Here is a 26323-nt window from a genome sequence, read left to right on the forward strand (position 1 = left end):
CTGCCGTTTCAAACTTTTGGCGTAGGTCGAAGGTCAGGCGTCTCTGTCATCCCATCGTCATCGGCGTTCGGAAAAACGGTGCCGCCGTTAACGAGTGCATCGAGTGCGCGAGACCTCTCGCCTTTCCACGGAGATCAACATGAAATTCATCAAGTCGATCGTGGCCGCCGGTCTGGTGGTCATGGCTACGCCCAGCTTCGCAGCCGACATCACCGGTGCCGGCTCGACCTTCATCTTCCCTGTGCTGTCCAAGTGGGCTGACGCCTACAAGAAGGATGCCGGCAGCAGCGTGAACTACCAGTCGATCGGCTCGGGTGCCGGCATCAAGCAGATCGAAGCCAATACCGTGACCTTCGGTGCAACCGACGCGCCGCTGAAGTCCGGCCAGCTGCAGAAGGACGGTCTTGCGCAGTGGCCGATGATCATGGGCGCGATCGTGGCGGTGGTGAACCTCGAAGGCGTGAAGGCCGGCGATCTGGTGCTCGACGGTCCGACGCTTGCCAACATCTTCCTCGGCAAGATCACCAAATGGGATGATGCGGCGATCAAGAAGCTTAACCCGAAGGCCAAGCTGCCGTCCGAAGCGATCGCGGTCGTGCATCGCGCCGACGGTTCGGGAACGACCTTCAACTTCACTGACTATCTGAGCAAGGTCAGCCCGGACTGGAAGAGCAAGGTCGGTTCCGGCACCGCCGTCGAGTGGCCGGTCGGCGTCGGCGCCAAGGGCAACGAAGGCGTCGCGGGCAACATCGCGCAGGCCAAGAACTCGATCGGTTACGTCGAATATGCCTATGCCAAGCAGAACAAGCTGACCTACACCGCCTTGATCAACAAGGCCGGCAAGACCATCCAGCCGACCAACGAAGCGTTCCAGGCGGCTGCGTCGAATGCCGACTGGACCAACGCGCCCGGCTACTACCTGATCCTGACCGACCAGCCGGGCGACAAGTCCTGGCCGATCGTCGCATCGACCTTCATCCTGTTGCACAAGGACGGGAGCGACAAGGTGGCCTCGAAGGAAGCGCTCAAGTTCTTCAAGTTCGCCTTCGAGAAGGGTGCCAAGAGCGCCGAGGAGCTCGACTACATCCCGATGCCCGACAGCGTCGTGAAGCAGATCGAGAAGACCTGGGCTGCCGACGTGAAGAGCTGAGACGCTCCTGCAGGCACGCGCAATCGCAAGAGCCGGCGTCGATCGACGCCGGCTCTTTTGTTTGGCCAGCGTGACCTCACGCGGGCGCGCGGAATGCAAATTTGCTCCGGGTTTCGCGTAATGGGCTGAGATAAAAGGGTTTTCTGCCGGAGATTCGTTGCGCGTGTCCCCTTGAATAGTCAGATCTTGTCCATATATGTACAGCTGAACATATATGAGCAAGATGGCCGAGACGAGCAAAACACCGACCGCGCCGGTCGCCCGGCCCAAGGGGCGCCGCAGCAAGGACATGCCTGACGGCCGTCAGGCGCTGCTGATTGCGGCGACCGAGGCCTTTGCCGCCCAAGGCTTCGACGGCGCCGACCTGCGCAGCGTCGCTGCGGCGGCCGGGGTCGCGCCGAATCTCGTGCGCGTCCATTTCGGCAACAAGGCCACGCTGTGGGAGGCCTGCCTCGACCGCATCGTCGTGCTTGCGATGCCGGTGATGGCCGAGGTGCATGCGATCGCGACCGACACGAGCCGGTCGCTCGGCGACCGGCTGCGCGATCTCATCGTCAAGGTCGCGACGTTCTATGCCGCGCATCCGCAGGTGAGGAATTTCGTGGTTCGCCATGGCGCGGAAGCGCCCGAGCGCTCCACGCTGGTGACCGAAAAGCTGCTGCGTCCGGCCTATGAGAGCGCGCGCGAGCTTTTCCAGGCCGGCATCGCGGCAGGCATCATCCGCAGCAGCCATCCGGCGCTGTTCTTTGCCTTGCTCAATGCGGCGCTCAACCAGCCGCCGGCCTTTCCGATGCTGCTCAGCCGGTTCGCGCCCGAGATCGATCCCGCGACGGCCTGGACCGAGCTGCTCGACACCACGATCGCAACGCTTCTGCACCTTCCGCCGTCGCAAGCCGACGGCGAATCCGCCGCCGGCGACGGCCGCAAACCGCAGTCGTGACATTCGGTCTCGACGACACTTCAACTGCCAGTGAGAAAGTGATCCATGAAACTTCGCCTTGCCCTCGTGTTTGCCGCCGCAACGATCGCGTCAGCCATGACGCCCGCCCTGGCTCAGTCTGGACCGGACGAATCGATGCAGCGTCAGGCGTGCATGGGCGACGCCGTCCGCCTGTGCGGCGCCTACATTCCGAACCGCAGCAGAATCAGGGATTGCATGGCCGCCCAGGTCGAGCAGCTCAGCCCGTCATGCCGCGCGGTGTTCGATGCATCCATGCAGGCCGAGCGAGCGCCGTCAGCCCGGCGTTGATCGGCATCGCTCGACCGAAAGTCGGCCCCGAATGCCGAAACGGCGGATGCCAGCCAAGGCATCCGCCGTCATGGCAGGGCTGGCAATTTGCAAAACTTGCATTGGAAATCATTGCCCCGTTCGTCGGTGCGAATCTCGAAATCCTCCGAGACCCGCACGATTCGATTGCGGAAGGGACCGATCTCGCACAGCTCGGCGTACCCCGTGCGCGGGCACTTCGGGCAGCGCAAAATCTCGGTCCAGCGGGACTTGGCCATGAAATGATCCTGCGAACGCGGGGCGTCATTGTCCGTGATCCGGCCCGATGAAAATTTGATTCAGCTCAAATTGGGCTCGCGGATCCCCGGGTCTTCTCGAGCCTCCACCTGCTCGAGCTTCGGCGGCACACATTTGCAGTTGTGTTCGTCGGCGCTTCGCAGCCTGGGGGAGCGTTGCCAATCGGCCACCTGTTTCAAATCCGTGAAAACACCCCCTTCCGTTAACCTTTGGTTAACCATGCGGGCCGATTGTTAACCATTCGACAAGACAACCGAGTCAGGGGCGATGGACGCAACTCAACAGGTCGCACGTCAGCAGGTCCGCATGCGCGGGCGCTCCTATGTTGCGTTCGTTTTCTCGCCGGTGGTGCCTGTCGTGTCCTGGCTCGCCGAGATCGACGCGACGCTGGAGAAGTCTCCGGGCTTCTTCACCGGTAAACCTGTCGTGCTCGACCTCTCGGCGGTCGACCTCAGCCAGGCCGCGATCGCGCATCTGATCGGCAGCCTCGGTGAACGCAATATCCGGATTCTCGGTATCGAGGGCGTCGACGAATCGAAGCTCGGGGCCAACATGCCGCCGCTTCTGACCGGCGGCCGCGCCTGCGCGATCACCCATGTCGAGCCGAAGGCGCCGCTGGCGCAGGAAAAAAACAAGGACAAGAGCAAGCTGCCGTCGCTGCTGCTGGAGAGCCCGGTGCGCTCTGGCCAGTCGATCGTGTTCGCCGAGGGCGATGTCACCGTGCTCGGCTCGGTCGGCTCCGGCGCCGAGATCGTCGCCGGTGGTTCGATCCATGTCTACGGCACGCTGCGCGGCCGTGCGATGGCCGGCATCAACGGCAACTCGGCGGCGCGGATCTTCTGCCAGAGGATCGAGGCCGAGCTGCTCGCCATCGACGGCTACTACCAGACCGCGGATGACATTTCCGACAGCCTGCGCAACCGGCCCGCCCAGGCGTGGCTCGAGGGCGAAATGCTGCGCATTACACCATTGAACTGACCGACTGACTACAAGGAGAGAGAGAATGGCCAAGGTTTTGGTCGTGACGTCTGGGAAGGGCGGGGTCGGCAAGACGACCTCAACCGCCGCGCTCGGCGCGGCGCTCGCGCAAATGGGCCAGAACGTCGTCGTCATCGATTTTGACGTCGGCCTGCGCAACCTCGATCTGGTGATGGGCGCAGAACGGCGGGTCGTGTTCGATCTGATCAACGTGGTGCAGGGCGTCGCCAAGCTGCCGCAGGCCCTGATCCGCGACAAGCGGCTGGAAAACCTCTGGCTGCTGCCGGCGTCGCAGACCCGCGACAAGGATGCGCTGACGGAGGAGGGCATCAAGCGCGTGATCGCCGACCTCAAGACCAAGTTCGACTGGATCCTGTGCGACAGCCCGGCCGGCATCGAACGCGGCGCCACGCTGGCGATGCGTTACGCCGACGAGGCCATCATCGTCACCAATCCGGAAGTGTCGTCGGTGCGCGACTCCGACCGCATCATCGGCATGCTGGACTCCAAGACGGTCCGCGCCGAGCGCGGCGAGCGGGTCGAGAAGCATCTGCTGGTCACCCGGTATGATGCCGGCCGCGCCGCGCGCGGCGAGATGCTGTCGATCGACGATATCCTGGAGATCCTCGCGACGCCGCTGCTCGGCATCGTCCCGGAAAGCCAGGACGTGCTGCGCGCCTCCAATGTCGGCTGCCCGGTCACGCTGAACGCTGCCAACAGCGCGCCGGCGCGGGCCTATACCGACGCGGTGCGCCGCCTGATGGGCGAGGCGGTCGAGATGGTGGTGCCGGTCGAACGCAAGGGGCTGATGGACAGGCTGCTGCGACGGAGGGCGGCATGATGAACGTAATGCGGCTGTTCGGCGGCCGCGCTGCATCGGCGCCCGTCGCGCGGGAGCGGTTGCAGATCCTGCTGTCGCATGAGCGCGGCCGGAGCGGTGCGCCCGATCTTCTGGAGACGCTTCGCTCGGAAATCCTGAGCGTGGTGTCCAAGCATATCGACGTCGATCCCGACAAGGTCGTGGTCCGGATGGATCGCGGCAAGTTCGTCTCGATGCTCGAGGTCGACATCGAGGTTCCCAACGGCGTGCAACGATCAAAGATGGTGGCAGCCACATGACGGCAGACAGCAACAGTCACATTGCCTGGCAACGCGCGCAGCTGAAGAAGCTGCGCGCGGCGCTGAAGCAGATCGAGGTCGATCAGCTCGGCAAGGCCAATTGCGGCCGCGCGACGCAGATGACGATCGACGAATTGCAGCGCAAGATCGGCGAGTCCGGTCGCTGCATCGCCGAGTACGAGCGCCGCACCCGCCGCCCGCTGGCGACGGATCTCGGCAGCCTCGCCAGCGTCAGCTGGACGCACTGGAACGCCAATTTGCCGATGGCCAAGTCGCCGCGCCATCGCGCGTGAGCTGACCATCCAGCCCGTCGTCATTGCGAGGAGCGACAGCGACGAAGCAATCCATGCTTCAACGTGTGCGGCACGATGGATTGCTTCGCGGAGCCTGTCATCGGGCGCGCGTTCGCGCGGCCCGTTGGCTCGCAATGACGTGGAGAGGTCGGCTGCTTACAGCAAGAATGCTAGCGCGCTTTCGCACTGGTCCTCGACCTTGAGCGTGAGCAGCTCGTCGGCGCGGGTGCGGCCGAGGTTGACGGCGGCGATCGGCAAGCCGCGCTGCTCCGCCATCCGGACGAAGCGAAAGCCGGAATAGACCATCAGCGAGGAGCCGACGACGAGCAAGGCGTCGGCCTGCTCGAGATGCGCCTGCGCGGACGCAACGGTATCGCGCGGCACGTTCTCGCCGAAGAACACCACATCGGGTTTCAGCACGCCGCCGCAGGCCTCGCAGGCCGGCACCACGAATGACGAAAAATCCTGTTCGAGATCGGCATCGCCATCGGGCGCGTCAGTGGCATCGAGCGCGAGCCAGGCAGGGTTCAGCCGCGCCAGCTCGCCCTGAAACTGCTCACGCGGCGTCGTGGCGCCGCAGCCGAGGCAGCGCACCACGTCGAGCCGGCCGTGCAGGTCGATCACGCGCTCGCTGCCGGCGGCCTGGTGCAAGCGGTCGACGTTCTGGGTCAACAGCAGCTCGCAGCGGCCTTGCTGTTCGAGTTTCGCCAGAGCGCGATGCGCCCCGTTCGGCATCGCGCGACCGAACCGTCGCCAACCGACCATGCTGCGCGCCCAGTAGCGCTGCCGCGTTACCGCCTCGCCCAGAAATGCCTGGATGGTGACCGGCCGGGTCCGCTTCCAGTTGCCGTCGCTGTCGCGATAATCGGGAATGCCGGAATTGGTGCTGCAGCCGGCCCCGGTCAGGACAAACAGGCGCTGGTGGCCGGCGACGAAATCCTCAAGGGCGGGGTGTTGCATGCGAGCACATCTAGTGCGGCGCGCCGGCTTGCGCCAGATGTCGGGCCTGCCGCGCGCGGGACGTTCACGCGGCCCCTGCAATTGCGGCATGGCATCGGTGAAATGGTGTTGCGGCGCTTGCCCGGCGGTGTTCCGGCCTACCGTGCCGGCAGGATGAACACCTGGCCGGGATAGATCAAATTGGGATTGCGGATCTGCTGCGAGTTGGCCCGATAGATCACCGCGTAGCGCTGGCCGGCGCCAAATGCGCGTTGGCTGATCCGCCACAGGCTGTCGCCGCGGCTCACGGTGGTCGTCGTGATCTTCGGCACGATCACCGCTGAGGGGGAGCTCACATCAGATGCGGTGGCAGCCGCCGCGGCCGCGAGCTGTGGCGTGGCCACGCCCGCACGCGTCGACGACGCTGCCGGCGCCGGGATCGATGCCGTGGTCGTCGTGTCCTGAACGTTGAACGGCACCTCGGCTCGCGCGCGGACCTTGCCGGATCCGGGGTCGACCTCGTCGAGCCGGATCTGGTAGTCGCCCGCCGTCACGCCCTTGTTGATCGTGACCGAGAGGTGTCCTGCCTGGTCGGCCGCAGCCGACGTGATCAAGCTGCCGTTCAGATAGAGCCGGACGGTCGCACCGGGAGCTGCCTGGCCGCTCACATGGAGCTTGCCACCCGGTTCTGCCTCGACCGCCTCGATCGCCACCTTCCCGGCAACAGACGCTGCGGCCGGGGGTTGCGACAGCACCTTGACCGGCTTGTCGGGCGCCATCAGCGCCACCATCGGCCGCTCCCTTGCCGCAGCCTCGAGCGCCACCGCGACACTCTGCTTCGAGGTGACCTGCTTGCCGTCACGCGTCATGCGCAGCGTCAGGTCGTGGTTTCCTGGTGGGAGCGGGCGCGGCACCATGACGAACTGGCCGGACTTGTCCGCCACGGCGCGATCGTGCACCTCGCCATTGCGCAGCAATTCCACCGTTGCGCCCGGTGCTGCCCTGCCGGCGACCACGGTCTCGCCGGTCGGCTCGACATTGACGACGTCGAACTGCGGCAGCGCATCGCCGCCCGGTGCCGGCGACGGACCAGCGAGCGCGTCGGTCAGGGCCGCTGTCTCGGTTTGTGCCTTCGCCAGCGCAGTCTGGCGCTGGTCTTGTGCGGAAGCGGCCGGCGCTGTCGCCATCAGAGGCGTGTTCGCGCCCAGAATCTGCTGGGTTCGGTGGATGCCGAACACGAATGCCGCCGTGCCGCCGGCGGCTAGTGCCAGCAACGGTACAACCAGTTTCATCGCCGTGGCGTTCATGACCGTCATCCGCGGATCAACGTCCCCGCGCGTCCGCGCGCGCCACCCCGCAGCCGGTGAAGGGTTAAGAGAGACTGCGCCCGTTTGCGCACGCCATCAAGTCGGATGAAAGGATTACTCACCTCGGGCAACGGGGCCGACCGGGCAGTTCACCGCCATTCCACGAAATTGACGGCAAGTGCTGCAGCGCCCACAAGGACCAGGCTGACCGCCCAGACCGTCTCCAGATTGAACCAGCTCCGCGCGACGAATTTGACGCCGAGGTAGCGATAGACCAGCCATGCCAGCAGGCCGCCGGCAGCGAGCATAGCGGCGGTGTGGACGAGCGCGACCAGAAGCGCCATCCCGAGATTCTGATCAACCACGCGTTGCGCCGCCGCGTGGCCATCATGCGCTGATGACGTCGCACAGAGGCCGAGATAGATCGGCAGCAGCATCAGCCCTGCGCCATGCGCAATCGCCACCGCGAACGACCAGAGCGCCAATCTGGTTGGCGGTATCCGCGCCAGCGCGCGCGGGTGACGGCGAATGACGAGACGCGTGAGGCCGAAGCCGATGATGATGATCGCGGCTGCGATCTGGATCGGGCGCTGCCATTCCGCCAGCGCGATCAGCAGCGCAAACGGCAGCAGCACGAGCAGCATCGCCGCAAGGTGGCCGGTCGACAGCGGCAGCAGCGCGCCGACGACGGCGCGCGGGGATTTGTCCATCAGCCCCGCGGAGACCGCGAGCGGCCAGCCCATGCCCGGGTTGATCCCGTGATAGAGGCCGCTTGCGATGATCGCGAGCCACAGCCAGATCGCCGTCGTATCGACGTCACTCATACCGACGGATAGCAGAACGAATCCGTCGAACAGTCACCGCCCTCGAGGCGGATCTGATGCGGGCGATAGCCCTCCGGGAAATCGACGAAATAGTCCTTGGCGAGCTCCAGCCCGCCGTTGGCGCCGACATTGGCCATGACCTCGGCGCCCGGCATTCCGTCGGGATAGAACTGGTCGTCCCAGGTCGAATACAGCGAGTTGGTCCAGTACACCCGCTTGCCGTCGCGGCTGATCTCGACCATCTGCGGGCCGCCGGCAAACGCCTTGCCGTTCGGATGCGGCGTGCGGCGCGCGATGCCGCCGATATGCACCGAACCGGCAAGCTTCGGCTTCCTTGGATCGCGGACGTCGTATTGGCGCATTTCGCCGGTGCCCCAGCAGGAGACGTAGAGGAATCGGTCGTCCATCGACAGGTCGATATCGGTCACCAGCGGCGGCACGGCGCCGAAGCCCTGCAACAGCGGCGGCAGCTTCTCCTTCGGAGCCGGCTCGGGCGGGATGGTCGCGGTCTTCTCGGCGTGGAATTTTCCGCTGTCGCGCCACCAGGTCCAGATCGAGGCTTCGAGGTTGGTGGTGTCGACGACGACGCCGACAAAGCCGTATTCGCGGATCGGATCGTGCGCAGGCCTGACCTCGAGCGCCATCTGGTGATTGGCGCCGAGGTCGATGGTCTGCACGTTGCGCCGCGCGCGCAGATCCCAGAAGTGCAGCCGGTGACCGTATTTGTTCGACAGCAGGTCCTCAGGCACGATGCCGTTCTCGAATTGCGGCGGCAGCGCCCACTCGCTCGACACCATGTAGTCGCGCGGCAGGTTCCACCAGAAATCATAGTGCAGCGTCTGCGGTCCGCGGTCGATCTCCCAGCGGCCGAGCACGTCGAAGGTCTCGCAATCCATGATGAAGATGCCGGGCGGGCCTTGCGTGCCGTCCTTGCCGCCGCCGCCGAGGGTGGAGACGTAAATGCCGTCCGGGCCGCAATGGATCGTGTGCGGCCGCGAGTAGCCGGTCTTCTTGAACACTTCCTCCGGCTCGATGATCTTGTGGATCTTGGCCTCGAGCGGCGAGGGCTTGGTGTCGATGATGTAGATGCGCGACGATCGCAGGCCGGGAATGATGAGATAGCGCCGCTCGATGAACGCATGCCCGGTGAGCGGTGACAATGCGGAGGAGCAGGCGTTCCAGCCGAAGTGATGGAATTCGTCGCCCTTGTTCGGCATCGTCACGGTATGGACGATCTTGCCATAGGTCTTCGAGCCGGGCTTGACGTCGATCACCGCGAGCGCATCCGGCTTCTTGAAGTCGGGACTGAGCAGCAGCGTATAGGCGTACTGCTCGGGCGGCGCCTCCATCGCAAGCTTGGGCGAGGCGTGAAAGGTGGGGTCGGGTCGCATCGTCATGACGTACTCCCGGTTTTGTCGGCTTGTTACCAACGTCGGGCCGTTCGCAGCGTTGCAATGGTCTGAATGGAGCGGCCTGGCACTCCGCTGGACGCGAGGTTGGCTACGGACAGTCTACGGCATCATGCGCCGCCCGGAAACACGCGCGCACGCCTATGGGCTGTGGCGTTCTGCCACGAATTCGTGAGCCGTATCACACATGGAATTGCGGGGGGCCCGGCTCTCGCTGCGCGGTCATCCGGTGCCCGCAAGTTGTGAGACAAGACCGCTGCCGCTCGTGGTATATGCCTTGCGCGAGTTGGTCACTGGCAGGGGCGGACCATGCAGGCAGTTGATCGCGTCGTTGGGTTTTCGTCACCGATCGTGGCTGCGGCGCTGGGCGCGCTCATCCTGCTCGCATCTGCTTATTCCGGCGCGGCAAACGGGCAGAGCGCCGAGCCGGTCTGGCCGACGGAACAATGGCAAGCCTCGACGCCGGAGCAGCAGGGTATGGATTCGGCTGTCTTGGCCAAGCTGGTGGCGGCCGGCACCGCGCGCAGCTTCGACAGCCTGCTGGTGACGCGCCATGGCCGCATCGTGCTCGATGTGTATTACGCGCCCTTCACCGCCGACATGCCGCACGTCATCAACTCCTCCACCAAGGCGGTGGTGTCGACGCTGCTGGCGATGGCCTACAAGGATGGTCTGCTGGACCGTCTCGACCATCCGATGCTGGATTTCTTTTCCGATCGCAGCGGCATCGCCAATGTCGACGAGCGCAAGAAGGCTATCACGGTCCAGCATCTGCTCAACATGACGTCGGGCCTCGACTGGGACGAGGGGTTCGAGGGCGGCCGCGAGCAGTCGCTTCGCGATATGGGAAAGAGCCCGGACTGGGTCCAGTTCATTCTGGACCGCCCGATGGCGCATGCTCCCGGAGAGATCTTCTATTACAACAGCGGCGGCTCGCATCTGCTGTCCGCGATCGTCAGCAAGCTCACCGGCAAGAACACCGCCGACTATGCCGAGGAGCGGCTGTTCGGCCCACTCGGCATCACCAAGCCGTTCTGGCGGCGGGATCCGCAAAGGCTCCCGATTGGCGGGTTCGGCCTGATGATGCGGCCGCGCGACATGGCGAAGATCGGCTATCTCTATCTGCGCAACGGCGAGTGGGCCGGCAAGCAGCTGCTGCCCGCGGATTTCCTCGATGCCGTCAACCATGCCACCGTGAACATGAATGCCCGGTTTGATCCGCGGCTGCGCTATGCCAACCAGTTCTGGACCATTCCCGACAGGCACATCTTCATGACGGTTGGCTATCATTGCCAGGTGATCATGGTCCTGCCGGAGCGCGATATCGTTGCGGTCATGACGGCGAGCAATTTCTGCCCGTTCGGCAAGCTGGCCGAAGAGATTTCCGGCACTGTCAAATCCGACCAGGCCCTGCCGGTCGATGCGGCCACGGCCGAGCAATTGGCAAAGGCGATCGCCGACGTTGCCACGGAGAAGCCGACACAGGTCGGTGCGACGCCCGCGATCGCATCCACGATCTCGGGCCGCACCTACAGATTCCCCGACAACAACCTCGGTATCAAGACGCTGACGCTGTTCCTTGCCGACGAGAACCCGCGCTACGTCGTGGAGACCAACGCCGGCGATCCCGCACGGCGTCACTTCGACGGACCGATCGGCCTCGACGGCCTCTATCGCAAGAGCGCTCCGACCTTCCTCGGTGTGCGCGCCGTCAAGGGCGCGTGGACGGACGAGCGAACCCTCGTCGTCGATCTCCAATATGTCGGGCTCGGCGACGCCTGGACCTGGACGCTCACCTATGACGGCGACAAGGTCGCGCTGCGCGGCAAGGCGAGGGATGGGCGCGAGGGGGCGGCGGAAGGGACGGCGGGTGGTTGACGCGCGATGCGAAACCTCCGCTCGCTTGCGTCGGCTCAAAACTCCAGCGCCGCATTGTCCACCACCTCCTTCATGACGAAGAAGGTGCGGGTCTGCCGCACGCCGGGCAGCGCGATCAGCTGGTCGCCATGGATGCGATTGAAATCCTCCATGTCGCCGGCGCGGATCTTGAGGAAGTAGTCGAAGTCGCCGGCAACGAGGTGACAGTCGAGCACGCATTTCAGCTTCGCCACCGCCTGCTCGAAGCTCGCAAAGCTTTCCGGCGTCGAGCGGTCGAGCACGACGCCGACCATGACCAGCGTGCCCTTGCCGAGCTTGCGCGGCGCCACCATGGCGCGGACACTACTGACATAACCCTCGTCGAACAGCGCCTGGGTCCGGCGATGGCAGGTCGCAGGGCTGACGCCGACCTGATCGGCCAGCTCGGCATTGCTGAGCCGGCCGTTCTTTTGCAGCAATCTCAACATCTTGAGGTCGATGCGGTCGAGCCGGGATGACATGGAAGAATCTTTCGTCATTAGCCAATTTAGCGAGAGAAACCATAACACCTGAAGCAAACCAAGCAAATTTAGATAATCTGATAGACCAAATTAGAGAGCACCTTTCGCGCGGGTAGTGATAGGTGTGGCGCCGTTCCAGACACCAAGTTTCAAGACACGAGGATGCCAGAATGCTGGAGAAATTCGCGCGCTATCCGCTCACCTTCGGCCCGACCGCCATCGAGAAGCTCGATCGGCTGTCAAAGCATCTCGGCGGCAAGGTCGAGCTCTATGCCAAGCGCGAGGATTGCAACTCCGGACTCGCCTACGGCGGCAACAAGCTGCGCAAGCTCGAATACATCATCCCCGACGCGATCGCCTCCAACGCGGACACGCTGGTCTCGATCGGCGGCGTGCAGTCGAATCACACCCGCATGGTTGCGGCGGTCGCGGCCAAGATCGGCATGAAGTGCCGGCTGGTGCAGGAAAGCTGGGTGCCGCATGAGGACGCAGTCTACGACCGCGTCGGCAACATCCTGCTGTCGCGGGTGATGGGCGCCGACGTGCGCCTGGTCGACGAAGGCTTCGATATCGGCATCCGCAAGAGCTGGGAGCAGGCGATCGAGGAGGTGAAGGCCGCCGGCGGCAAGCCTTACGCCATTCCCGCCGGCGCCTCCGTGCACAAATATGGCGGCCTCGGCTATGTCGGCTTTGCCGAAGAGGTGCGGGCGCAGGAGCGTCAGCTCGGCGTCAAGTTCGACTACATCGTGGTCTGCACGGTGACCGGCTCGACCCATGCGGGCATGCTGGTAGGCTTCGCCGCCGATGGGCGCGCGCGCAACGTGATCGGCATCGACGGTTCGTTCACGCCTGAGCAGACCAAGGCGCAGGTGCTGTCGATCGCGCAGAACACGGCCAAGCTGGTCGAGCTCGGCCGCGACATCGTCGAGGATGACGTCGTGCTGATCGAGGACTACGCTTATCCCGCCTACGGCGTGCCGTCGGAGGAGACCAAGGAGGCGATCCGTCTCAGCGCGCGGCTGGAAGGCATGATCACCGACCCCGTCTATGAGGGGAAGTCGATGCAGGGCATGATCGATCTGGTGCAGAAGGGCTATTTCCCGGCCGGATCCAAGGTGCTCTACGCCCATCTCGGCGGCGCGCCAGCCCTCAACGGCTACGCCTACGCGTTCCGCAACGGCTGAGGGCCGGCCAAGGGATCTCCAAGGGCTCCTGCGGGCTGCCGCGTCAGGTCCGCGTCAGTTTCGTCCGGTATTTTCATCGCGCCGGGCGAGTCGGGAGACCTTCGGGTGAAGATGATGAATGCGGCCGGCCGGGCCTTCGCCGCGCTCGGCGTTGGCATCGTCGCCGTGGGGCATTGGTTCTGGGCCTATCCGGGCCAGGGCGCCGTGCTGCGCGCCCGTCTGCTGGCGATGAATCACGCAGTCGAGCTGTATGCCGGCATCTTCCTGATCGGCGTCGGCGTCCATGCCCTCGCATCCCACTACTGGTTCCGCGAACCAAACCCGCCCGCGCAGTCTTCGGCTCGGGAGCCGCAATAGCGCCCGCCTTGCGCGGCCGATTATGTCTGAGTTGACATTCTAGGAACAAAATAGGAACATGCCGCCTGTAACCTGAGGGTGTGGCGATTGCCTCATCCGCGGCGGTATTGCGCGGCCGCAGGACCGAAGGCCAAGCCGCGCACCACTTGCGGATGAATTTCTCCGCCTCCTATGATGGGTTGTGGTTGGGGAGTACGCGTCATGAAAGTTGTGGTCTGGGCGGTCGTTGCGGCCGCATGGTTGCTTGTGTCTGCAACTCCATCAAGCGCCCGCGGTCCCTACGGCTCGATCACGGTCGGCAATTGGAAGGGTGGCGCCTTCACCAACGACAAGGACGGCGCGTTCACGCATTGCTCGGCGGGGACGGTTTATCAGAGCGGCATCTACTTCGTGGTGGCGATTACCGCGAATGGCAGCTGGCGGCTGGGCTTTGCCCATGAGAGCTGGCATCTGACTCCGGGCGAGGCCTTTCCGCTTGCGCTGACCTTCGACGGCCAGCCTGCGATCAATGTCTACGGCATGCCGTTCGGCACCCAGCTCGTCAATGTCGAGATGCCGGTGACTTCCAACCTGATCAATCAGTTCCGCAAGGCGCACCAGATGACGGCGTTCGCGCAGGGACAGTTGTTTCAGTTCAACCTCAATCAGACTGCCCAGCTACTGCCGGCGTTGCTCAATTGCGTGGTCTCGGTGAAGAAGAACGGCGTTGCCAATGCCGGTGAATTCGCGGTCGCGGCGAAGCCCGCGGCAGCGCCGCCGCAGCAGGCTGCTCCGAGCTCGCCGCAGAAGCAGGCGAAGTCCGGGACCGGGACCGGCTTTGTGGTCAGCAGCAGCGGGCACATCGTCACCAACCATCATGTCATCAATGGTTGCAGCGAGATCACCGGCAATCTGAGCGGCGAGGCGCCGGTGAAATTGCGGCTGGTGTCCGGCGACGAAACCAACGACCTCGCGCTGCTGCAGGCGCCGGCGCCGTTCAAGGATGTCGCCAAGATCAGGCAAAATCCGATTCCGGTCGGCAATGCTGTGGTGGCGATCGGCTACCCCTATCACGGGCTGCTGACGTCCGATTTCACCGTCACCACGGGCATCGTCTCGTCGCTGAGCGGTATTCTCAACGACACCCGTTTCCTGCAGATCAGTGCCGCGGTGCAGCCGGGCAACAGCGGCGGCCCGCTGTTCGATCTCGGCGGCAGCGTGGTCGGCGTCGTGGCGGCCAAGCTCGATGCTGTCACGGTCGCGCGGGCAACGGGAACCATCCCGGAGAACATCAATTTCGCGATCAAGACCGGGGCGTTGCGCGACTTCCTCGACAACAGCGCGGTGCAGTACCAGACCGCCGAGTGGCGTGACTCTACAAAGCGCGAGACGCCGGAGATCGCCAAGGACGCGCGCGGCTACACGCTCCTGATCGCTTGCAAGGTGAATGAACAAGCCGCGGGCAAGCGCGGCGACACGAAGTAGTGGCGCGTAGGATGGGTAGAGCACAGCGAAACCCATCATCGTTCCGCGCATGAGAACGATGGGTTTTGCTGCGCTCTACCCATCCTGCGCATCTTTCTTGCCCGGGCAGCTTGCCAGTTACGTCAGCCGCCGCAGCGTGTGCACCGTGATTTCGGCCGGACAATTCAGCCGCACCGGCGCGAGGCTGGTGCCGGCGCCGGTTGACGTGTAGCCGGCGAGCTCGCCGAAGCGCCAGGCGCCCCTGCCCATGCGCCGCGGCAGCCGCGCCTCCAGCTTGATCGCGATGCCGCCGGGCAGGCAGAGCTGGCCGCCATGGGTATGGCCGCTCAGCATCAGGTCGAAGTCGGCCGCTGCCGCCTCGCGATAGGATTCCGGCGTGTGCGCAAGCAGGATCGAAAACGCCTCGCGCGGGATCACCGCGGCGGCCTTTGCGATGTCGTCGGTGCGGTAGAAATGCGCGTCGTCGATTCCGGCGAGGTGGATCGTTGCGCCATCGCGCGTGATCGGCTCCTGCTCGTTGAACAGCATCCTGATCCCCATTGCTTCGAGCGCCGGAGTCATGCGGATGCTGTCGTGATTGCCGAGGACGCCGTAGAGCGGCAGCTTGATGCGCGCGCAGAGATCCTTCATCAGCGTGAGGCTGGTCTCGAACGGGCCGAACGTCCTGCCGCGATAGTCGCCGGTCAGGACGCAGATGTCGCAGGCGACATGGCGCACGACATCAGCCAGATGCCGCATCGCGCCCTGGCTGATGTCGGCGTGGAGATCGCTGAGATGCAGGATGGTGAAGCCGTCGAAGGCCGCAGGCAGGCGCGTCGACGTCACCAGATTGCGCCGCACCTCGACCCGGTCGGCGTTGCGCCGCGCCCGGCCATGGAGGCCGGTCAGCTTGAGCGCGGTCGTGACGATCCACGGCGCGAGGCGCCAGTTCTCGACGTTGAACACCAGCGTACCCTGGCCGATCAGCTGCTTCTCGTGCGCGGACTCGATCCCAAGCCGGCGCACGACGTGATCTGCGCCGATCCGCTCGACCAGTCCCTGCAATGCCGTGTCGGCCATCGTCCCCCGTGCGGCCCGCGATACGACGCGGACCGGCGCGACACTATCATGCGCGATCCCGATGCGGATACCGCTGATGCCAAAGCATGATCCGGAAAAGCGCGCAGCGGTTTTCCCTCGCGACAAACGCGGGACGCGTTTGCGCGGAGATCATGCTCAAGCAAGAAGCTAAAGCGCGATAACAATTCGACCCAATCTCATCGCGGCTCAGACCACGGGGACGCGCCTTGCGGCAACGGCAGCCGGCGAGATCACCTCGATGTCGAGCGGAACCTGCCAGCGTCCGGTGAAGCGGACCTGTGGCGGTGCATTGCCGTTGCGTCCGCCCTGCAGCACGAAGCCGTCATAGCCCGAATTCATCACTTCATTGCACTTCTGCACATAGATCGGGAAGCCGCCGATATAGGGCATGAACACGCGGGGACGGCCCGGGATATTGGCGCCGACATACCAGGAGCTGCAGGTCGAGCGCAGCGAGACCGTGGAGACGTCGTTGACATGGGCGACCCAGGCATCCTCGTCGTCGCGGACCGCCTCGATCGTGCCGGCGCCGATGTCGCGCATGTGGCCAAGGCAATCCGCCAGCCAGTCGACATGCTGCTCGATCGCCTGGATCATGCTCGCGAGCACTGATGGGCTACCGGGCCCGGTGATCATGAACAGGTTCGGAAATCCTTCCGAGGCGAGACCGAGATAGGCGCGCGGGCCTGCCCGCCATTTCTCGGCGAGCGTCTGCCCGCCGCGGCCGGTGATCGCGATCTTGTCGAACGAGCCGGTCATGGCGGCAAAGCCGGTGGCGGAAACGATGGCGTCGAATTTGTATTCGGTGCCGTCGACCACGATGCCGTCTCGCGTGAAGCGTTCGATCGGCGTCTTTGAGACGTCGACCAGCTTCACATGCGGCAGATTGTAGGTCTCGAAATAATTGGTATCGACGCAGAGCCGCTTGCAGCCGAACACGTTCTGCGGGCACAGCAGTTCGGCGGTGGCGGGATCCCTGACGATGCCGCGGATCTTCTCGCGCGCGAAATCGGCGATGGTGTCGTTGGCCGCCTTCTCGAACAGGAGGTCGCCGAACGCGCCGAGGAAGGGTAGGCCGCCGCGCTGCCAGGCTTCCTCATACAGCCGCTCGCGTTCATCCTCGCTCGCCTGCAGCGCGGGCTGGGCGTTGAACTGGAAATAGAAGCCGGTCGGGCGCGCGCGCGCTTTCGCGCGCAGCTCCGGATAATGCGCCTTGGCTTCCCTGAGATACTCCGCTGACAGCCGCTCGTTCCACGCCGGTACTGACCAGGTCGCGGTGCGCTGGAATACGGTGAGCTCGGAGGCCTGCTGGGCGATGATCGGGATCGACTGGATCGCCGACGAGCCGGTGCCGATGACGCCGACGCGCAGGCCCGTGAAATCGACACCCTCGTGCGGCCATTCGCCGGTGTGATAGATCGGCCCGCGGAAATCCGCCATGCCGGTGAAGGCCGGACGGTTCGGCGCCGAAAGGCAGCCGACCGCCATGATGCAGAATTTCGCGGTGACCTTGTCGCCACGGTCGGTTTCGATCGACCATGTTCCTGCCTGCTCGTCGAAGGTCGCCGCGGTGACGCGGGTGTCGAACACGATCTGGCTGCGCAGGTCGAAGCGGTCGGCGACATGGTTGGCGTAAGCGAGAATTTCGGGCTGCGGAGAATATTTCTCCGACCAGCTCCAGTCTTGATCGAGTTCCTCAGAGAACGAGAAGGAATATTGCAGGCTCTCGACGTCGCAGCGCGCGCCGGGATAGCGATTCCAGTACCAGGTGCCGCCGACCCCGCCACCGGCCTCATAGACCCGCGCAGTGAAGCCGAGCCCGCGCAGCCGGTGCAGCATGTACATGCCGGCGAATCCAGCGCCGATCACCACGGCATCGAACGTTCCATTTTCCGCAGGGCGCGCAGTCGTGCGCGCGGTGCTCTCCTGAGCCATGGTCCGTCTCTTCCCTATATCGTTATGCCTTGGCCGCGCCTCGTTGGACGCAGCGGCAAAAGATTAGGGCTGTTGCGGCGCGGCCCGCAAGCGCATGCGGTGCCGCGCGGGGTATGGCTCCTATGCTGTGGCGATCACTGCGGTATCCGGGCGCTGCCTCACTCCAGCCGCCGAGCGGATCGGACGCGTTGTGCTACGCTTCGGCCAGGCTGGTTGCAGCCTCGTCGATGAAGGCACTCACCTCGTTCGGCTTCGAGGCCAGCGAGGCGTGGCCGGCAGCGAGCGTGATGATCTTCCGGGGCTTCATCCGTTCCGACATCCGCCTCTGGTTGTCGGGGTTGATCATCCGGTCTTCACTGGAGATCTGATACCAGACCGGCTTCTTTCGCCACGCCGGCGCGGTGATATTGTCGCCGAATGTGCTGGCAAGCGGCGCCTTCTGGGTGACCGCCATCACCAGCGCTTCGTCGGCAGGCAGGTCCTGGCAGAAGCTTTCGTGAAACTTGTCAGGCTTGATCCAGAGATGCCCGTCGCTATCAGGTGCGACATTGGCAATCGCCGCTGGCGGGAGTCCCGCGGTGATGCCGCCAGGGCTCTCGCCGGCGTCGGGCGCAAAGGCCGCGATGTAAACGAGGCCGGCCACGTTCGGAAGATCGCCGGCCTCGGTGATCACAGCGCCGCCATAGGAATGGCCGACCAGCAGGGTCGGGCCGGCCTGCTGCTTGACCATCTTGCGCAGCCGTTCGGCGTCGTCAGCGAGCGAGGTCAGCGGCATCTCGACCGCTTGCAGGCCGGTGTGCCCCCTGCGCGAGAGCGCGACGATCACCTTGCTCCAGTGCGCCGCGCCTCCCCAGAATCCGTGAACCAGAATGATCGTCGGCTTGCTCATGCTCGGCTCCTCCGGTGGATGATCTAAGGAAACGCGGTCAGGATGAGCGGGCACACGGCAGCCGTCAACGAGACAAAGCGTGGCTACGTCGCGCCGGTGTCACGATGGCGTCACCAGGATGGGCAGTGGCCGGGCCTGATCGTTCAGCCGTCGTTCGCCTTCACGATCCGGATCAACTCGTCGCCATAGTGCTCGAGCTTCTTGTCGCCGATCCCGGCGATGTTGCGCAGATCATTCAACGTATCCGGCCGCATCGCGGCGATGCCGTCGATGGTCGAATCGTGCAGCACCACATAGGCCGGCACGCCACGCGCTCGCGCCACGTCCGAGCGCCAGGCGCGCAGCGCCGCATGCAGCGCGGGGCTGGCGACCCCGCCGGGGCTCTCGGCTGCGGGTGCGAGGTCGCCACGGCGCGATTTGCTGCGGACTGCGCGGTTGCGCGCGCCCTCCGGCTGTTCGCGCAGCATCACCGCGGTCTCGCCCTTCAGCACGCCGCGGGCGCTGTCGGTCAGCTTCAGGGCGCCAAAAGCGTCGCTGTCGGCGCGCAGATGACCCATCGCCACCAGTTGGCGCAGCACTGCGCGCCATTGCTTCTCGTTGAGCTCGCGGCCGATGCCGAACACCGACAATTGGTCGTGGCTGAACTGCTTGACCCGCTCGGTCAGCCGTCCGACCAGCACGTCGATCAGGTGCATGGCGCCAAATCGCTGCCCGGTGCGATAGACGCACGACAGCAGTTTCTGTGCGAGTACCTTGCCGTCGCGGACGCGCGGCGGCGTCAGGCAGTTGTCGCAATTGCCGCAGCTTTCATCGCTGCGGGTCTCGCCGAAATAGCCGAGCAGGCGCTGCCGCCGGCAATGCACAGTTTCAGCTAAAGCGACCAGCGCGTCGAGCTTACCTATCGACACGCGCTTGAAGGCATCTGAACCGGTCGATTCGTCGATCATGCGGCGCTGCTGCACGATGTCGGAGAGGCCGTAGGCCATCCACGCCGCCGACGGCTTGCCGTCGCGGCCGGCGCGTCCGGTTTCCTGATAATAGGCCTCGATGCTCTTCGGCAGATCGAGATGCGCGACGAAGCGCACATCGGGCTTGTCGATGCCCATGCCGAACGCGATCGTGGCGACGATCACGATTCCGTCCTCATTGAGGAAACGGTCCTGATGCCGGGCACGCACGCCGGCATCGAGCCCGGCATGATAGGGCAGCGCGGGAATGCCGGCCTCGCTGAGCGCCGCCGCGACGTCTTCGACCTTGGCGCGGGACAGGCAATAGACCACGCCGGCGTCGCCGGCATGGCGCTCCCTGATGAAGTTCTTCAGCTGCGTCGTCGCATTCTGCTTGTCGACGATCTCGTAGCGGATGTTGGGCCGGTCGAAGCTAGCGACGAACTCCGGCGCGTCGGTGAGGGACAGCCGCTCGGCGATCTCCTTGCGCGTCAATGCATCCGCGGTTGCGGTCAGCGCGATGCGCGGCACCTTGGGGAAGCGCTCGGCGAGTGCGGACAGGCCGATATATTCCGGGCGGAAGTCATGGCCCCATTGCGAGACGCAATGCGCCTCGTCGATCGCAAACAGCGCGATCTGCGCCTGGCTGAGCAGGTTGAGGCAGCGCGGTGTGAGCAGCCGCTCCGGCGCGACATAGAGCAGATCGAGATCGCCGGCGAGCAGCCGCCGCTCGACCTCGGAAGCCTCCTCATAGGACAGCGTCGAGTTCAGCACGGCGGCGTTGACGCCGGCCTCGGTGAGGCCCGCGACCTGGTCGCGCATCAGTGCGATCAGGGGCGACACCACGATGCCGCAACCGTCGCGCAGCAGCGACGGCAGCTGGTAGCACAGCGACTTGCCGCCGCCGGTCGGCATCAGCACCAGGCAATTGCCGCCCTCGGTGACGTGGCGGACGATCTTTTCCTGCGCGCCGCGGAATCCCGACAGGCCGAACACGGAACTGAGCACGGATCGCGCGTCGCGGCGCGGAGCGGATGCGTGATCGAGGGCGGGCTGGGCGGTCATGATCCCTTGCTTGATCCCTTGTTTGATCCCTTGGGATTTCCCCGGATGTCCTTGGGGTCAACAGGCGGTGATCGAGGTCGTCTGGGCGAACGATACCGGAACGAAACGTGTTAATACACGTCCCAACAACAAACTCAATTGACGCATGGCCGGTCAACTGCGGATCATCACAGGCATTGCGGCGATCGTGCTGGTCGCGGGGGCGGCGGTGGGCTTTGCGGTCGCCTGGCGGCCGCAGATTGCGGCCATGGCGCCGCCGCGGCCCGATACGTTCGATCCCGAGATCGTCAAACGCGGCCGCGATCTCGCGGCGATCGGCAATTGCAACACCTGCCATACCGTGCAGGGCGGTGGAAATTACGCCGGCGGGCTTCCGGTTCCGACGCCTTTCGGCACCATCTTCTCGTCGAACATCACGCCGGACGCCGAGACCGGCATCGGCAGCTGGCCTGAGGAGGCGTTCGTCCGCGCGATGCGCGCGGGCGTCGGCCGCGACGGCCGGCACCTCTATCCAACCTTTCCCTATGACCATTTCACCAATGTATCTGACGCGGACGACCGGGCCCTCTATGCGTTCCTGATGACGCGGCAGCCGGTGCATGCGTCATCGCCGGCGAATCAGCTGTCGTTCCCGTTGAACTACCGGCCGCTGATTGCAGGCTGGAAGCTGCTGTATCTTCGCAGCGGCGACGTTCCTTCCAACGCCGCGAAGGGGGCGGAATGGAACCGCGGCGCCTATCTGGTCGAGGGGCTCGCGCATTGCGGAGCCTGCCACACGCCGCGCAATGCGCTCGGCGCCGAGCAGGTCAATGCGCAGTTCTCCGGCGGCGACGTCGACAATTGGCACGCCTACGCGCTGAACGACACCTCGCACGCCCCGGTGCGCTGGACCGCCGATGCGCTGTACGCCTATCTGCGCCGCGGCTGGCACGCCGATCACGGCACCGCGCGCGGACCGATGGCTGAGGTGGTCGGTAACCTCGCGACGGTGCCCGACCGCGACGTGCGCGCCATCGCAGCGTACATGGCCGATGTCTCGGGCGCGCCCACGCCGGATCGCAAGTCGCCCAATGATGCAGCGGCGCAATCGGCCGCGGCGGATGCAACGCAAGCCAACGCCGCAGGCGCCGCGATCTATACCGCGGCCTGCGCGAGCTGCCATGAGGGCGGCCGTGCACTGCCATACGGTGGTGTCAACCTCGCGCTCAGCACGGCGATCGCAGGCTCCGATCCGCGCAACCTTCTCAACATCGTGCTATCGGGCGTCGGCGCCGTCGCCGGCGAGCGCAGTCCAATCATGCCGGGCTTCGCCGCCAGCATCGATGACGCGCAGATGGTTGCGCTCGCGGCCTATCTCCGCGCCCGCTTCGGCAAGCGGCCGGCATGGAGCGATCTCGACAAGGCGGTGCGCGATGCGCGCGCCGTGCAGGCCGCTTCGCTTGCGGCGGCCGACGCGCCTGCGGACTCCAGACAACGAGGCAAGCCATGATGGCATTGAAGGTCAATGGCCGGGATCATCAGGTCGACGCCGATCCGGATACGCCGCTGCTCTATGTGCTGCGCGATGATCTTGCGCTCAATGCCGCCAAGTTCGGCTGCGGGCTCGGCCAATGCGGTGCCTGCACCGTCATCGTCGACAACAAGGCGGTGCTGTCCTGCGTCACGCCGCTGCTGCTCGTCGAGGGCAAGCAGGTGACGACGCTGGAAGGGCTCGGCACGGTGGCGGCTCCGGCGCCGATCCAGCGCGCCTTCATGGAGGAGCAGGCGGCGCAATGCGGCTATTGCATCGCCGGGATGATGATGCGAGCGCAGGCGCTGTTGATGCGTAATCCGAAGCCGTCGGATGCGCAGATACGCGCCGAGCTCGAGCCGCATCTGTGCCGCTGCGGCACACACATGCGCATCCTGCGCGCGGTGCATCGCGCCGCCCGGCTGATGGATACGGCCGACGCAAGTGACAGGAGCGTCCGATGACCGCACCCGTAGTGCTCGATCGCCGCAGCGTGCTGGCCGGTGGCGGCGCGCTGATCGTCAGCTTCTCGCTGCGCCGCGCGGGGGCACAGGAGAAGGCTGCGCAGGGTCCGAAACTGCCGGGCAGCCTTGCGACCTCGCCCAATCTGGATTCCTGGATCCGCATCGATGCCGACGGCCAGATCACGGCCTTCACGGGCAAGGCCGAGCTTGGCCAGGGCTTCCGGACCGCGTTCCAGCAGATCGCGGCCGAGCAGCTCGACATTCCCTTCGATGCGCTAAAGGTGATCACTGCCGATACAAAGCTCACGGCGAATGAGGGCTACACCTCCGGCAGCCACTCGATGCAGGACAGCGGCACCGCGATCCTGCACGCCGCGGCGCAGGCGCGCGCGCTGCTGGTCGCGGAGGCGGCGCGGCGGTTCGACCTGCCGCCCGACGGGTTGCGAACCGAGAGCGCAGTCGTCATCGCCCCTGATGGCCGCCGCCTGAGCTACGGCGAGCTCGTCGCCTCGGACTTGCTGCATGTCGAGGCGCAGCCGACGTCGCACCTCAAGGATCCCGCGAGCTTCAAAGTGATGGGACAGCCGGTGCCGCGCGTCGATATTCCGGCCAAGGTCACCGGCGGCGCGGCCTATGTGCAGGACATGCGGCTGCCCGGCATGGTGCATGCACGCGTGGTGCGCCCGCCGAGCTACGGCGCGCAGCTCTCCGAATGCGACACCGCCGCGATCGAGAAGATGCCCGGCGTGATCGGAATCGTGCGCGACGGCAATTTCCTCGCCGTGGTGGCGGAGAAGGAGTTTTCCGCGGTCAAGGCGATGAAGGCGCTATCAGCCGCGGCGAAGTGGCGGGAGAGCGCGAAGCTGCCGAACCAGCAGGATCTGGCAAATGCGTTGACGGCACTGCCTTCGCAGGATTTCGCGATTTTCGAGCGCAGCGATCCCGCGGTGAACGGAGCGAGATCGCTCGAAGCCACCTACACGCGGCCCTATCAGTCGCATGGCTCGATCGGGCCATCCTGCGCTGTCGCGCAGTTCGTCGATGGCGCGATGACGGTGTGGACGCATACGCAAGGCGTCTATCCGGACCGGCAGGCGATTGCCGAGATGCTTGGCATGGCGCAGTCGAGCGTTCGCCTGATCCATGTCGAAGGCTCCGGCTGCTACGGCCATAACGGCGCCGACGATGCCGCGGCCGATGCCGCGCTGATTGCCCGTGCGCTGCCCGGTCGCCCAATTCGGGTGCAGTGGATGCGCGAGCAGGAGCACGGCTGGGAGCCGTATGGTCCGGCGATGGTGACCAAGCTGAGCGCGTCGCTGACCGAGGACGGAAGGATCGCTGACTGGAATTTTGCGGTATGGAGCAATACGCATTCGATGCGGCCGGGCGGCGCCGGCTCGTTGCTCGCGGCCCAGCACATGGCGCGGTCGTTCGCGGTGCCCGCGCCAAAGCCGCTGCCGTTGCCGGAGGGCGGCGGCGACCGCAACGCGATCCCGATCTACAACTTCCCGAATGCGCATGTGATGCATCACTTCATCCCGACGATGCCGCTGCGGATTTCCGCGATGCGCGCGCTCGGCGCCTATCACAACGTATTCTCGATCGAGAGCTTCATGGATGAGCTGGCCGGTCTCGCCGGCGATGATCCGGTCGCGTTTCGCTTGAAGCATCTCGACGATGCGCGCGGCCGCGCGGTGGTGGAGACCGCTGCCCGGGAGTTCGGCTGGACGCGCGGGCAAAAGCCGCCGCAGAATCGCGGCTATGGCTTTGCGTTCGCGCGCTACAAGAACCTTGCCGCCTATTGCGCCATTGCGACAGAGGTGGAGGTCGATCGCGAAACCGGCCGGGCCCGTCTGGTGCGCGCGGTCGCTGCCGTCGACGCCGGCCAGGTCGTCAATCCCGACGGCATCACCAACCAGATCGAGGGCGCGATCGTGCAGTCGACGAGTTGGACACTCTATGAGAGCGTCACGTTCGACGACACCAGGATCACCAGCATCGACTGGCAGACTTATCCGATCCTGCGCTTTGACGCCGTGCCCGACAGCATCGCCGTCCACATCATCAACCGCCCGGGCCAGCCGTTCCTCGGCAGCGGCGAGACCGGGCAGGGTCCGGCGGCGGCATCGCTCGCCAATGCCATCGCGGACGCGACCGGCAAGCGGCTGCGCGACCTGCCGCTCAGCCGCAAGCGGATCAAGGATGCGATCGACGCGTAAATCTCAAACCGTCGGCGCGGGTGGCGCAGGCGGCGTCGGCATCGGCTCGACCGTGTAGGTCCTGGGCATGTTGATCGGCTTGTAGGCCGGATCGTTCTGCATCCGCTCCAGCACCGAGGCATGGATGGTCGCGCCTTCCGGTATCGGCCGTGGCTCGCCGCGCGGCAGGTAGAAGCCGAGGAAGGATTTCCGTTCCGGCCATTCCTTCCACTTGTCGCTCTTGGGAATCCACTCCAGGATTTCCCAGGCGGCGGTCAGCGAATTGTGCAGCGGGTCCGTCGCGCTCGGCGGCGCATATTCGTGGGTGTGCGGCGGCAACGGTGTGCCCCAGGCGAGATGATCGATCAGTGCCTGGTCCATCTGCAGCCCGGCGGCCCCGGCCTGTCCGAGCATCCAGATCAGCGGAAATTTCGACGGCCCGCTCTGGTCCTCCGGATAGCCGCCGCCGACGTCGGAGTGTACGCCGGCGAACCAGACCTGGCGGATGTCCTGCGGCACCTCGGTCGCCGGGTCGAACGGATTCGACCGGTAAAGCTGCCCCTCCTTCCACTGGTTGAGGCGGAACATGCGCCTGCGCTCGTCGATCGAGATCGCCTGGCGGAAGCGCTTCACACTCGAATTGGTGCGCGTGAACAGCAGCGTCTGTATGTCGAACAGGAAATTGTCCTGCCGCGGCACGATGATCGAGGCCACCGTATCCCACACGCCGACGAACTCGATGTCGATGTTGCGGCCGCCGGCGATCTGGCTGAAGTGCCAGGCTTCCTTCAGCGGCGCATCGTCGAACGTGCCATCGGACTTTTGGGCGTCGGAGCTCGCCTTCTTGTAGGTGCCGAAGGCATAGCCGGCGAGGTCGAGCTGGTCGACCGGCAATAGGCCCATCACATGGACAAAGGCGGCGAGCACGCGGACCGTGTAGGCGCCGCGGCTGAAGCCGAATATCCAGACCCGGTCGCCGGGCTCCCAGAGCCGGCAGAGAAACTGGTAGGCGTCGAGCGTATCCTTGTCGAGGCCGGCGCCGAAGGCCAGTCCGAACAAGCCCCACGCCTCCTGCTTGAACCGCCCCCAGCTGTTCTGCAGGCCGATGGTACCGAGCCCCGGATGATAGTAGATCCGCTGCCGGTCGTCCTTGTCGGAGACGCGAAACAGCTTCAGGACGTTGGAAATATTGGCGCCGATCTCGTTGCCGGTGCCGTCGCACAAGATCAAAATATCCTTCGGCATCCGTGGCCCCTGCGGTCGCCGTGAAATTCGTGGCCTCAATGTATGGCAGGATGCGAGGAAGAT

The 26323-nt window shown here is 65.1% G+C and carries 25 protein-coding genes; 14 read left to right on the top strand and 11 right to left on the bottom strand.

Features of this window, described 5'->3' with window-relative positions; all coding sequences use genetic code 11:
- Positions 1 to 139: 139 nt before the first annotated feature.
- The 3 genes from pstS (at position 140) to CK489_RS40665 (ending at position 2399) form a co-directional block, all read left to right on the top strand.
- Entirely contained in the window at positions 140 to 1150 is a 1011-nt protein-coding gene (gene pstS / locus CK489_RS10480) for a phosphate ABC transporter substrate-binding protein PstS (protein ID WP_095732259.1), read from the top strand.
- A 223-nt stretch (positions 1151 to 1373) separates the two neighbouring features.
- Positions 1374 to 2090: a TetR/AcrR family transcriptional regulator gene (locus CK489_RS10485; RefSeq protein WP_245350311.1), complete on the top strand. Its 717-nt coding sequence runs from the start codon at positions 1374 to 1376 to the stop codon at positions 2088 to 2090.
- 45 nt (positions 2091 to 2135) lie between these two features.
- Positions 2136 to 2399, top strand: coding sequence for a hypothetical protein (locus tag CK489_RS40665; RefSeq protein WP_143278120.1), 264 nt, complete (start codon positions 2136 to 2138; stop codon positions 2397 to 2399).
- Between the two features lie 68 nt (positions 2400 to 2467).
- Here CK489_RS40665 and CK489_RS10495 read toward each other — a convergent pair whose 3' ends face one another.
- Complete coding sequence (locus CK489_RS10495) at positions 2468 to 2656, bottom strand: hypothetical protein (RefSeq protein ID WP_050630136.1); 189 nt, start codon at positions 2654 to 2656, stop codon at positions 2468 to 2470.
- A 286-nt stretch (positions 2657 to 2942) separates the two neighbouring features.
- Here CK489_RS10495 and minC point away from each other — a divergent pair, with 286 nt between their 5' ends.
- From minC to CK489_RS10515, 4 genes are read left to right on the top strand one after another with little or no spacing between them, the layout of a single operon-like run.
- The gene (gene minC, locus CK489_RS10500) at positions 2943 to 3653 is read left to right on the top strand and encodes a septum site-determining protein MinC (protein ID WP_095732261.1); all 711 of its coding nucleotides are present in this window, start codon (positions 2943 to 2945) and stop codon (positions 3651 to 3653) included.
- A 25-nt stretch (positions 3654 to 3678) separates the two neighbouring features.
- Entirely contained in the window at positions 3679 to 4494 is an 816-nt protein-coding gene (minD, locus tag CK489_RS10505; RefSeq protein WP_095732262.1) for a septum site-determining protein MinD, read from the top strand.
- On the top strand, positions 4494 to 4772 hold the full coding sequence (gene minE / locus CK489_RS10510) for a cell division topological specificity factor MinE (protein WP_035650796.1): 279 nt from the start codon (positions 4494 to 4496) through the stop codon (positions 4770 to 4772). Before minD ends, minE begins: the two co-directional genes overlap by 1 nt.
- Positions 4769 to 5065 (top strand): hypothetical protein, encoded by a 297-nt coding sequence (locus CK489_RS10515; RefSeq protein WP_050630139.1) that lies wholly within the window; start codon positions 4769 to 4771, stop codon positions 5063 to 5065. Before minE ends, CK489_RS10515 begins: the two co-directional genes overlap by 4 nt.
- A gap of 156 nt (positions 5066 to 5221) precedes the next feature.
- Here CK489_RS10515 and CK489_RS10520 read toward each other — a convergent pair whose 3' ends face one another.
- The 4 genes from CK489_RS10520 to CK489_RS10535 form a co-directional block, all read right to left on the bottom strand.
- Positions 5222 to 6025: an NAD-dependent protein deacetylase gene (locus CK489_RS10520; RefSeq protein ID WP_095732263.1), complete on the bottom strand. Its 804-nt coding sequence runs from the start codon at positions 6023 to 6025 to the stop codon at positions 5222 to 5224.
- A 137-nt stretch (positions 6026 to 6162) separates the two neighbouring features.
- Entirely contained in the window at positions 6163 to 7311 is a 1149-nt protein-coding gene (locus tag CK489_RS10525; RefSeq protein ID WP_245350312.1) for a LysM peptidoglycan-binding domain-containing protein, read from the bottom strand.
- 149 nt (positions 7312 to 7460) lie between these two features.
- Complete coding sequence (locus CK489_RS10530) at positions 7461 to 8135, bottom strand: hypothetical protein (RefSeq protein WP_095732265.1); 675 nt, start codon at positions 8133 to 8135, stop codon at positions 7461 to 7463.
- On the bottom strand, positions 8132 to 9532 hold the full coding sequence (locus CK489_RS10535) for a selenium-binding protein SBP56-related protein (RefSeq protein WP_095732266.1): 1401 nt from the start codon (positions 9530 to 9532) through the stop codon (positions 8132 to 8134). The genes CK489_RS10530 and CK489_RS10535 overlap by 4 nt, the downstream gene beginning before the upstream one ends.
- A gap of 321 nt (positions 9533 to 9853) precedes the next feature.
- Here CK489_RS10535 and CK489_RS10540 point away from each other — a divergent pair, with 321 nt between their 5' ends.
- On the top strand, positions 9854 to 11422 hold the full coding sequence (locus CK489_RS10540) for a serine hydrolase domain-containing protein (protein ID WP_095732267.1): 1569 nt from the start codon (positions 9854 to 9856) through the stop codon (positions 11420 to 11422).
- A 35-nt stretch (positions 11423 to 11457) separates the two neighbouring features.
- Here the strand turns inward: CK489_RS10540 and CK489_RS10545 are convergent, their stop codons facing one another.
- A complete protein-coding gene (locus tag CK489_RS10545) occupies positions 11458 to 11922 on the bottom strand; it encodes an Lrp/AsnC family transcriptional regulator (RefSeq protein ID WP_050630145.1) in 465 nt (154 codons plus the stop codon).
- Between the two features lie 170 nt (positions 11923 to 12092).
- Here CK489_RS10545 and CK489_RS10550 point away from each other — a divergent pair, with 170 nt between their 5' ends.
- From CK489_RS10550 to CK489_RS10560, 3 genes are all read left to right on the top strand, one after another.
- Positions 12093 to 13106 carry a 1-aminocyclopropane-1-carboxylate deaminase gene (locus CK489_RS10550; RefSeq protein WP_095732268.1) on the top strand — a complete coding sequence of 338 codons (1014 nt, stop codon included), beginning with the start codon at positions 12093 to 12095 and terminating at the stop codon, positions 13104 to 13106.
- Positions 13107 to 13217: 111 nt separating this feature from the next.
- Positions 13218 to 13463 carry a hypothetical protein gene (locus tag CK489_RS10555; protein ID WP_245350327.1) on the top strand — a complete coding sequence of 82 codons (246 nt, stop codon included), beginning with the start codon at positions 13218 to 13220 and terminating at the stop codon, positions 13461 to 13463.
- Positions 13464 to 13664: 201 nt separating this feature from the next.
- Complete coding sequence (locus tag CK489_RS10560) at positions 13665 to 14927, top strand: S1C family serine protease (RefSeq protein WP_095732269.1); 1263 nt, start codon at positions 13665 to 13667, stop codon at positions 14925 to 14927.
- Between the two features lie 117 nt (positions 14928 to 15044).
- Here the strand turns inward: CK489_RS10560 and CK489_RS10565 are convergent, their stop codons facing one another.
- The 4 genes from CK489_RS10565 to recQ form a co-directional block, all read right to left on the bottom strand.
- Entirely contained in the window at positions 15045 to 15986 is a 942-nt protein-coding gene (locus tag CK489_RS10565) for a metallophosphoesterase (protein WP_095732270.1), read from the bottom strand.
- 207 nt (positions 15987 to 16193) lie between these two features.
- Positions 16194 to 17942 (bottom strand): flavin-containing monooxygenase, encoded by a 1749-nt coding sequence (locus tag CK489_RS10570; protein WP_095732271.1) that lies wholly within the window; start codon positions 17940 to 17942, stop codon positions 16194 to 16196.
- 193 nt (positions 17943 to 18135) lie between these two features.
- Positions 18136 to 18831 (bottom strand): alpha/beta hydrolase, encoded by a 696-nt coding sequence (locus tag CK489_RS10575; protein WP_095732272.1) that lies wholly within the window; start codon positions 18829 to 18831, stop codon positions 18136 to 18138.
- Positions 18832 to 18974: 143 nt separating this feature from the next.
- Positions 18975 to 20843, bottom strand: a complete 1869-nt coding sequence (gene recQ, locus CK489_RS10580) for a DNA helicase RecQ (protein ID WP_095732273.1) — start codon at positions 20841 to 20843, stop codon at positions 18975 to 18977.
- Positions 20844 to 20988: 145 nt separating this feature from the next.
- On the opposite strand from recQ, the gene CK489_RS10585 reads away from it, so the two are divergent.
- From CK489_RS10585 to CK489_RS10595, 3 genes are read left to right on the top strand one after another with little or no spacing between them, the layout of a single operon-like run.
- Positions 20989 to 22332, top strand: a complete 1344-nt coding sequence (locus CK489_RS10585) for a cytochrome c (RefSeq protein WP_050630151.1) — start codon at positions 20989 to 20991, stop codon at positions 22330 to 22332.
- Entirely contained in the window at positions 22329 to 22817 is a 489-nt protein-coding gene (locus tag CK489_RS10590; protein ID WP_050630152.1) for a (2Fe-2S)-binding protein, read from the top strand. Before CK489_RS10585 ends, CK489_RS10590 begins: the two co-directional genes overlap by 4 nt.
- Positions 22814 to 25036: a xanthine dehydrogenase family protein molybdopterin-binding subunit gene (locus CK489_RS10595; protein WP_095732274.1), complete on the top strand. Its 2223-nt coding sequence runs from the start codon at positions 22814 to 22816 to the stop codon at positions 25034 to 25036. Before CK489_RS10590 ends, CK489_RS10595 begins: the two co-directional genes overlap by 4 nt.
- Before the next feature lie 3 nt (positions 25037 to 25039).
- On the opposite strand, the gene CK489_RS10600 is transcribed toward CK489_RS10595, so the two are convergent.
- Positions 25040 to 26260 (bottom strand): T6SS phospholipase effector Tle1-like catalytic domain-containing protein, encoded by a 1221-nt coding sequence (locus tag CK489_RS10600; protein WP_095732275.1) that lies wholly within the window; start codon positions 26258 to 26260, stop codon positions 25040 to 25042.
- Positions 26261 to 26323 lie beyond the last annotated feature (63 nt).

This window comes from Bradyrhizobium sp. UFLA03-84, from assembly GCF_002289535.1.
Classification (GTDB): domain Bacteria; phylum Pseudomonadota; class Alphaproteobacteria; order Rhizobiales; family Xanthobacteraceae; genus Bradyrhizobium; species Bradyrhizobium viridifuturi.